Annotated in this window: 9 protein-coding genes; 5 read left to right on the forward strand and 4 right to left on the reverse strand. The window is 73.8% G+C overall.

The genetic code is table 11. From position 1 onward, the window contains the following. On the reverse strand, window positions 1-207 hold a 207-nt coding region (locus tag CRM73_RS17025), incomplete at its 3' end, for a hypothetical protein (protein WP_229588595.1). 270 nt (window positions 208-477) lie between these two features. Between CRM73_RS17025 and CRM73_RS17030 the strand changes: the two genes are divergently transcribed. The 3 genes from CRM73_RS17030 to CRM73_RS17040 all read left to right on the forward strand — a co-directional run bounded on the left by CRM73_RS17030 (window position 478) and on the right by CRM73_RS17040 (window position 4,570). Then, on the forward strand, window positions 478-1,935 hold the full coding sequence (locus tag CRM73_RS17030) for a GuaB1 family IMP dehydrogenase-related protein (protein WP_017833670.1): 1,458 nt from the start codon (window positions 478-480) through the stop codon (window positions 1,933-1,935). A 194-nt stretch (window positions 1,936-2,129) separates the two neighbouring features. Further along, window positions 2,130-3,491: a hemolysin family protein gene (locus CRM73_RS17035; RefSeq protein WP_017833671.1), complete on the forward strand. Its 1,362-nt coding sequence runs from the start codon at window positions 2,130-2,132 to the stop codon at window positions 3,489-3,491. After that, window positions 3,488-4,570, forward strand: a complete 1,083-nt coding sequence (locus CRM73_RS17040; RefSeq protein ID WP_035927290.1) for a hemolysin family protein — start codon at window positions 3,488-3,490, stop codon at window positions 4,568-4,570. The genes CRM73_RS17035 and CRM73_RS17040 overlap by 4 nt, the downstream gene beginning before the upstream one ends. Before the next feature lie 35 nt (window positions 4,571-4,605). On the opposite strand, the gene CRM73_RS17045 is transcribed toward CRM73_RS17040, so the two are convergent. Then, a complete protein-coding gene (locus CRM73_RS17045; RefSeq protein WP_229588596.1) occupies window positions 4,606-5,562 on the reverse strand; it encodes a diacylglycerol kinase family protein in 957 nt (318 codons plus the stop codon). Next, window positions 5,555-5,986 (reverse strand): Fur family transcriptional regulator, encoded by a 432-nt coding sequence (locus tag CRM73_RS17050; protein ID WP_017834399.1) that lies wholly within the window; start codon window positions 5,984-5,986, stop codon window positions 5,555-5,557. The genes CRM73_RS17045 and CRM73_RS17050 overlap by 8 nt, the downstream gene beginning before the upstream one ends. A gap of 113 nt (window positions 5,987-6,099) precedes the next feature. Here CRM73_RS17050 and CRM73_RS17055 point away from each other — a divergent pair, with 113 nt between their 5' ends. Together CRM73_RS17055 and CRM73_RS17060 are read left to right on the forward strand one after the other, a co-directional pair. Then, a complete protein-coding gene (locus CRM73_RS17055; RefSeq protein ID WP_017834400.1) occupies window positions 6,100-6,762 on the forward strand; it encodes an MBL fold metallo-hydrolase in 663 nt (220 codons plus the stop codon). Between the two features lie 57 nt (window positions 6,763-6,819). Then, window positions 6,820-7,248, forward strand: a complete 429-nt coding sequence (locus tag CRM73_RS17060; RefSeq protein WP_017834401.1) for an HIT family protein — start codon at window positions 6,820-6,822, stop codon at window positions 7,246-7,248. 12 nt (window positions 7,249-7,260) lie between these two features. Here the strand turns inward: CRM73_RS17060 and CRM73_RS17065 are convergent. After that, window positions 7,261-8,180 (reverse strand): DUF3418 domain-containing protein (locus tag CRM73_RS17065; protein ID WP_229588597.1); only part of this gene is annotated, 920 nt, incomplete at its 5' end.

The raw sequence follows: 8,180 nt of genomic DNA on the forward strand, positions 1-8,180 counted from the left end.
CGCCGGGGCCGCCTTCGGCGCCGGCGCCTGCGCGGCGCCCGCCGGCTCCGCGGCGGTGCTGCTGTCCGCGCTCATCGACTCGAAGATCGGCCACCACTTCTCGTCCACCGAGTTCTTGTCCGTCCGGTACTTCTCGAACAGTTCGTCGACGAGCCACTCGTTACCTGCGAATTCTTCAGGGATGGGGTGCTGTGGCTGATGTGGCACGGGGAATACGCCTCTTCCATGGTTGATCGCGTGGAGGCCGTCTGCCCGGTCTCCACAGTGTCGGTCCCGGCAGCGTCCGGACCCGCCGCCGGTGTTCCTCGCCGGCCGTCTCCCGTGACAGCCGGCGGCGTCCGCCTCCGGAACCTGCCGGACGGTCGTCGACCGGGCGCGGCCGTACCTCCGGCGAGTCTAGTGATCCGCGCGGCGGCATGGCTAGTCCGCGGCCCCGCCCCGGCGCGCGTGTCGCGGGCCCCGGCTAGACTGGCGCGCGTGCGATTTCTCAACACCCCCACGTCCGACCTGACCTACAGCGACGTCTTCCTCGTCCCCTCGAGCTCCCGGGTCACCTCCCGGTTCGACGTCGACCTCACCCCGCGCGACGGCACGGGCGCCACCGTGCCGCTGGTGGCCGCGAACATGACCGCCGTGACCGGGCGCCGGATGGTCGAGACGCTGGCCCGCCGCGGCGGTCTGGGCATCCTGCCGCAGGACATCCCGCTGGACGTCATCGCGGACGTCACGTCCTGGGTCAAGGAGCGCTCGCCGCGCTTCGAGACCCCCGTGGTCCTCGGGGACGAGGACACCGTCCACGACGCCCTGGGCATCATGCACAAGCGGCCCCACGGCGCCGTGGTGGTGTGCGGTCCGGGGCGGGCCTACCGCGGGGTGGTGCTCGCGGCCGACTGCGCCGAGGTGGACCGCTTCACCCAGCTCGGCTCGATCATGCGCACCGACGCCCCGGTGTTCACCCTGGCGGAGGTCCGGGCCGGGTCCGGCGACGACGTCCTCGCCGCCGCCTACGACCGGCTCGCGCAGACCCGCGCCCACGTGGCGCCGGTGCTCGACGGCGACACGGTGGTGGGCGTGCTGACCCGCAAGGGCACGGTCCGCTCCACGATCTACACCCCCGCCCTGGACGGCGCGGGCCGGCTCCGGGTGGGCGCCGCCGTGGGCATCAACGGGGACGTCCGGGGCAAGGCCCGGGCGCTGCTCGACGCCGGCGTGGACGTGCTCGTGGTGGACACCGCCCACGGCCACCAGCGCAAGATGGTGGAGGCCCTCGAGCTGGTCCGCGCGGCGGCCCCCGACGTGCCCGTCGTGGCGGGCAACGTGGTCACCGCCGACGGCGTCCAGGACCTCGTCGACGCCGGCGCGGACATCGTGAAGGTCGGCGTGGGCCCCGGTGCGATGTGCACCACCCGGATGATGACCGCCGTGGGCCGGCCCCAGTTCTCCGCCGTGCTCGAGTGCGCCGAGGCCGCCGCCGGGCTGGGCCGGCACGTCTGGGCGGACGGCGGCGTGAAGCACCCCCGGGACGTCGCCCTCGCCCTGGCGGCGGGGGCCAGCCAGGTCATGGTGGGCTCCTGGTTCGCCGGCACCCACGAGGGCCCGGGCGAGCTGAACGTGGACGCCGACGGCCGCATGTACAAGGAGAGCTTCGGCATGGCCTCGACCCGCGCCGTGCGCGAGCGCACCCGCGGCGAGGGCGCCTTCGCCCGCGCCCGCAAGGGGCTCTTCGAGGAGGGCATCTCCAGCTCCAAGATGTACCTCGACCCCGAGCGCCCCGGCGTGGAGGACCTCGTGGACCAGATCACCGCGGGCGTGCGCAGCTCCATGACCTACGCGGGCGCCACGACCCTCGAGCAGTTCGCGGCCCGGGCCGTGGTCGGCATCCAGTCCGCGTCCGGCTACGAGGAGGGCAGGGCGCGCCCCGTCAGCTGGTCCTGAACCGGCGCCGGAGGGCTCCCGCTCCGGTACCCTGGAGCTCTCATGGACTCGTTCAGTAGTTGCCGGCCCGGCCGCGGCGCCCCCCGCCGCGGCCCCCGAGCCGGCTCGCCCACCGTCCCCCGCTCCGCCCCCGGCCGCCCGGCCGCCGACCGCCCCGTCCCCGCCCGGCGGGCCGCCGCGGGAGGCCGCTCCTGATGGAATGGCTGCTCCTGGCGGCGGGTCTGCTCCTCATCCTCGGCACGGGCTTCTTCGTGGCCGTGGAGTTCTCCCTCGTGGCCCTCGACCAGACCACGGTGCGCCGGGCGATCGCAGAGGGCGACCGCGCGGCGGAACCGCTGCTGAAGTGCCTCAAGTCTCTGTCCACGCAGCTCTCCAGCTGCCAGCTGGGGATCACACTGACCACACTTCTCACCGGCTACACCCTGGACCTGGCGCTCCAGTCCTTCCTGCGGGAACCGATCGCCGAGCTCACCGGTCTGTCCGTGGCGGCCGCCGGGGGAGCGACCCTGGCACTGTCGATGCTCATCTCCACGCTGCTGTCCATGCTGCTGGGCGAGCTCGTGCCCAAGAACTGGGCCATCGCGGAGGCGTTCCGGGTGGGGCGGCTGGTCGCCCGTCCCCAGCTCGTGTTCACCGCGGTGTTCAAGCCGTTCGTCGTCACCCTCAACGGCGTGGCCAACCGGGTCCTGCACCTGTTCGGGATGGAGGCCAAGGAGGAGCTCTCGGGCGCGCGCTCGCCGGAGGAGCTGTCCTCGATGGTCCGCCGCTCCGCGAAGATGGGCACCCTGGACGCCGGCACCGCCGCGTTCGTCGCGAAGACCCTCACCTTCGCCGAGCGCACGGCCGCGGACGTCATGACGCCCCGGATCCGCGTGCAGATGCTCGACTCCCACGAGTCCGTCGCGGACGTCGTGGCCGTCGCCTCCCGCACCGGGCACTCCCGGTTCCCCGTGATGGACGACTCCCCGGACGACGTCCGCGGGGTGGTCCACGTCAAGAAGGCCGTGGCCGTGCCGTCGGAGCGCCGCGCCGCCCTCGAGTGCGGGGCGATCATGGAGGACGTCCTGCGCGTGCCCGAGACCGTCCACCTCGACTCCCTGCTCGTGCAGCTGCGCTCCGGCGGGCTCCAGATGGCCGTCGTCGTCGACGAGTGGGGCGGCACCGCCGGCGTCGTGACCCTCGAGGACCTCGTGGAGGAGGTGGTCGGGGAGGTCTCCGACGAGCACGACCGGCTCAGCCTCGGCGCCCTGCAGTCCGCGGCGGGCGAGTGGTACTTCCCCGGGCTGATGCGCCCCGACGAGGTCTCCGAGCAGATCACCGAGCTCGACATCGAGGACGGTCCCGCCTACGAGACCATGGGCGGGTTCATGATGGACCGGCTCGGGCAGGTCCCGAAGCCCGGGGACGTGGTCCCCGTCCAGGGCGGCGTGCTCGAGGTCGCCCGGATGGAGGGGCGCCGCGTGGACCGCATCCGGTTCGTCCCCGCACCGGCCGAGCCCGAGGACGCCCCCGCAGGGGCCCGCGAGAGCGGCGCCCGAGAGGAGGACGCACGATGAGCGACTGGGCAGGCCTCGCGTGGCTCGTGGTGCTCCTGGCGGGCAACGCCTTCTTCGTGGGCGGCGAGTTCGCCGTCATGTCCGCGCGGCGCAGCCAGATCGAGCCGCTGGCCGAGGAGGGCAACAAGCGGGCCCGGACCGCGCTGTACGCGATGGAGCACGTGTCCCTCATGCTGGCCTGCTGCCAGCTGGGCATCACCGTGTGCTCGCTGCTGATCCTCAACATCTCCGAGCCGGCGCTGCACCACATCGTCTCCGGCCCGCTGGTCCACCTGGGCGTGCCGGCCGAGGTCGCCGACGTCAGCGGGTTCCTCACGGCCCTGCTCGTGGTCACCTTCCTGCACGTGGTGTTCGGCGAGATGGTGCCGAAGAACATGTCGGTGTCCGCCGCGGACCGCGCCGTGCTGCTGCTGGCGCCCCCGCTCGTGCTCGTCTCCCGCATGGTCAAGCCGGTGATCGCCACGCTGAACTGGACGGCGAACCACGTCCTGAAGCTCATGGGCATCGAGCCGAAGGACGAGGTGTCCTCGACCTTCACCCTGGACGAGCTCCAGTCCATCGTGGCGGAGTCCACGAAGGAGGGCACGGTGGCGGACCAGACGGGCCTGCTCTCCGGCGCGCTCGAGTTCTCCTCCAAGCGCACCGCCGACGTGATGGTGCCGCTGCACCAGCTCGTCACGCTGCCCGAGGACGCCTCCGCGGCGGACGTCGAGAAGGCGGTGGCCCGCACGGGCTTCTCCCGCTTCGCCCTCACGGAGGACGACGGCGAGCTCAACGGCTACCTGCACATCAAGGACGTGCTCTCGATCCCGGAGAGCCGCTACAACGAGCCGGTGCCGGTGACCCGGGTGCGCTCGCTGGCGAACCTGCGTCCCGGCATCGAGATCGACGACGCGCTGGCGGCGATGCAGCGCACGGGCTCGCACCTGGCGCGCGTGGTCGACGCCGGCGGGCAGACCCTGGGCGTGCTGTTCCTCGAGGACGTCATCGAGGAGCTGGTGGGCGAGATCCGGGACACCACCCAGGACCGGCGGCAGCGCCGCGGGGACCGGGTGGACACCTCGGAGCCGCCGCGCTGAAGGGCCGGCGCCCGGCGCCGCGACCGGGCCCCGGCTCAGGCCAGGACGCGGACCGCCGCGGGGAGCACGTCCACGCGCACGGGCAGCGGGCCGAGGCGCTCCCCGTCCGCGTAGACGGTGACGTCCGGGGCGTCCACGGCCACGGCGCGGACCCGTTCGATCCGCACGCTCTCCAGCGCCACGTGGCGGCCCGAGAACAGCCGGGGGAACAGGAGCAGGAACCGGGCCCGGCCCAGGGGCGCCACGGTGAACAGCTCCAGCAGCCCGTCGTCCGCCCGGGCGTCGGGCACGATCCGCAGGCCGCCCCCGATCGACGACGTGTTGGCGACGTTCAGCAGGACCCCGTCCCGGCGCTCCGTGCGGCGCCGGCCGCCGGCGTCCTCGATCTCGAGCCGGTAGTGGACGGTGCGCAGCCGCGCGATCTCCCCCAGGACGGCCAGCAGGTAGCGGGAGGAGCCGGCCGGGCGCAGCCACCGGTTGGCCCGCTCGTTGACCACGGCGTCGAAGCCCGCGCACAGGGCGGTCGCGAAGCAGGACGTGCGGCCGTCCGCGAAGCGCACCCGGCCCACGTCGAGGCGGCGGTCCCGGGGGTCGTCGAGCCGGCGCAGGATCCGCCCGGCCGCGGCCACCGGGTCCCGGAGCGGCACGCGCAGGTGGCGGGCCAGGTCGTTGCCGGTCCCGCACGGCACCACGCCCAGCGGGACGTCGACGCCCTGCGCGGCGAGCTCCACGAGCACGCCGAGGCCGGCCTGCACCATCCCGTCCCCGCCCACGACCACGAGCGCCCGGGTGGTGAGGGCGTGCGCCCGCAGCCGGTCGCGCACCAGCCCCACCAGGGTGCCGAGGTCCGCGGCGGAGAGCACCACGGCCTCGTCACCGCCGGTCCGCAGGAGCTCCGCGGCCCGGTGGGCGTCCTCGAGGGCCCGGCCGCGGCCGGCGCACGGGTTGACCGCCAGGACGAAGACGCCGCGGGACGGGCCCGGCTCAGCCATCGGCCCGCCGCGCCGCGCAGGCGGCGCACAGGCCGGTGATCTCGACCGTGTGGTCCACCTCGGTGAAGCCGTGGGCGGCGGCGGTGCGCCCGGCCCACTCCTCGACCGCGGGGGCCTCGAGCTCCACGGCGGCGCCGCAGCGGCGGCACACCAGGTGGTGGTGGTGGTGCTCGGCGGCGCAGCGGCGGTAGATCGCCTCGCCGTCGTCGCTGCGCAGGACGTCCAGCTCGCCGAGCTCGGACATCGACTGCAGGATCCGGTAGGTCGTGGCCAGGGAGACGGAGTCGCCGCGCTCCCGCAGCAGGGCGTGCAGGTCCTGCGTGGAGATGAAGTCCTCCAGGGACGCGAGCGCCCGCGCGACGGCGCGGCGCTGCCGGGTGTTGCGGACCTCCCCGGCGCTCCCCCCGCTGGTTCTCACGCTCACGCCTCGTCCTCTCGTCGCTGGTGCCCGGGCCGGGCACCAGCTTAACAAGGACCGCGCGGAACGTGCCCCGTCGGCCGGTGGGAGCCGGGAGGACCCGGGGTTAGGGTGGGCCCATGGAGCTCATCAAGTACACCCACTCGTGCGTGCGGCTCGAGAACGAGGGCAGGGTCCTGGTGATCGACCCGGGCAAGTTCTCCGGACGGGAGGAGCTGGCGGAGGCCCTCGACGGGGCCGACGTCCTGCTCGTCACGCACGAGCACCCGGACCACCTCGACCCCGAGCCGGTGCACGCGCACCTCCGGGCGCACCCGGAGGTGCAGGTGTACGCCCCGGCCCCGGTGGCCGCGGGGCTCCGGGAGGCCCTGGGGGAGGGCCACGCGATCCACGACGCCGAGCCCGAGACCGTGCTGGAGCTCGAGGGCTTCACCGTGCGGACGTTCGGCGGCCAGCACGCGCTGATCCACACGCTCATCCGCACCGTGGACAACATCGGCTACCTGGTCGAGGACACGGTCTACCACCCCGGCGACTCGCTGGTGGTCCCGCACGGGCTCTCCGCCCCCGTGCTGCTGGCGCCGATCCACGCGCCGTGGAACAAGCTGGCGGAGGTCGTCGACTTCGTGGTGTCCGTGCGCCCCGAGCGGGTCTTCCAGATCCACGACGGCCTGCTCTCCGACAACGGCCTCGGCGTGATCGAGGGCCAGCTCACCTCGTTCGCCGCCAAGTACGGGGCCGAGTACCGCCACCTCGCCGTCGGCGAGCGCGTCGCCCTGTAGCCGCGGGACCGCCCGGCCCGCCGACCGCACCCGACCCACCACCGAAAGGGAGCACCTGTGAGCACCGTCTTCACGAAGATCATCGAGGGGGAGATCCCCGGCCGTTTCGTCTGGCAGGACGAGCGCTGCGTCGGCTTCCTGTCGATCGACCCGCTCGCGCAGGGCCACACGCTCGTGGTCCCGCGCGAGGAGCACGACCACTGGGTCGACCTGCCGGAGGACCTGGCGGCGCACCTGATGGTGGTCTCCCAGCGCATCGGGCGGGCCATCGACGCCGTCTGGCGGCCGGCGCGGGTGGGCCAGATGATCCAGGGCTTCGAGGTCCCGCACACCCACGTGCACGTGTGGCCGGCGGAGACGGTCGAGCAGTTCCAGTTCGTCAACGTGCTCCGCGACCCGGACCCCGCCTGGATGGACGAGGCCGCGGAGCGGATCCGGGCCGCCCTCGTCGAGGCCGGGCACGGGTCCGCCGTGCCGCAGGCCTGACCGGCCGCCGGGTCAGGCCCGGGCGGCCCCGAGGGCGTCCTTGAGGGCCTTGCGGATCCGCTTCTCCGAGACGGTGTGGGCGGTGCCCAGCTCCTGGGCGAACAGCGAGACCCGCAGCTCCTCGATCATCCAGGCCACCCGGCGCAGCTCGTCCGGGACCGGGGCGTGCGTCGGCAGGGCGTCCAGCGCGGCGTCGTAGTCGTCCTCGAGCTTCTGCACGGCGAGCATCCCGACCGTGTCCCGCTGCAGGTGGCCGGCGAGCTTCTCGAGCCGCACCTCCATCGCCCGCACGTAGCGGGGCAGGTGCTGGAGCTGGTCGTAGCCGGTGGCGGCGACGAAGCCCGGGTGCACGAGGTGCTCGAGCTGGGCCTTGACGTCGTTGAGCGAGTTCACCGCGGCGAGCGAGGACGACCGCTTGAGCTGCTTGCGGATCCGGGCGGCTCCGGAGAGCACCTGCTCCACGAGCGCGGTGACCTGGAAGACGGTGTCGATGAGCTCGGCCCGCACGTGCTCGTGCAGCGCGTCGAACTCCGCCCGGGTGAAGGGGGGCTCGGGCGGCGTGAGCTTGTCGATGGCCGCGACCGTGCAGTCCGCGATGAGCTCGGTCACCGACCCGTGCGGGTTCTGCGTGAAGACCAGCTTCTCCCGGTTGTTGAGGTGCTCCAGCACGTACCGCTCGGGGGAGGGGATGCGCAGCTGCAGCAGCGTGATCACCCCGCGGCGCTGGGCGGCCCGCTGCTCGGCGGCGGAGGACAGGATGCGCACGGCCACCGTGGCCTCCCGGCCGGCGGGCCGGCTCCCCGCGGCCCGGGGACGCTCGGGGACGAGCGCCGGCCACCCGGTGATCCGCTGGCCCGCCACCGTCGTCTCCACGCTGCGCGGCAGGTCCTCCTCGGGCCACGCCGTCAGCCCCGAGCGCTCGAGCGCCGGCG

The organism is Kocuria sp. CCUG 69068 (assembly GCF_020833785.1).
Lineage (GTDB): Bacteria > Actinomycetota > Actinomycetes > Actinomycetales > Micrococcaceae > Kocuria > Kocuria rosea.

Coding starts and splice junctions, on each gene's coding strand:
- CRM73_RS17035 (WP_017833671.1), top strand. CDS start 2,130: ATGGAATGGCTGCTCCTGGCGGCGGGTCTGCTCCTCATCCTCGGCACG.
- CRM73_RS17040 (WP_035927290.1), top strand. CDS start 3,488: ATGAGCGACTGGGCAGGCCTCGCGTGGCTCGTGGTGCTCCTGGCGGGC.
- CRM73_RS17045 (WP_229588596.1), bottom strand. CDS start 5,562: ATGGCTGAGCCGGGCCCGTCCCGCGGCGTCTTCGTCCTGGCGGTCAAC.
- CRM73_RS17055 (WP_017834400.1), top strand. CDS start 6,100: ATGGAGCTCATCAAGTACACCCACTCGTGCGTGCGGCTCGAGAACGAG.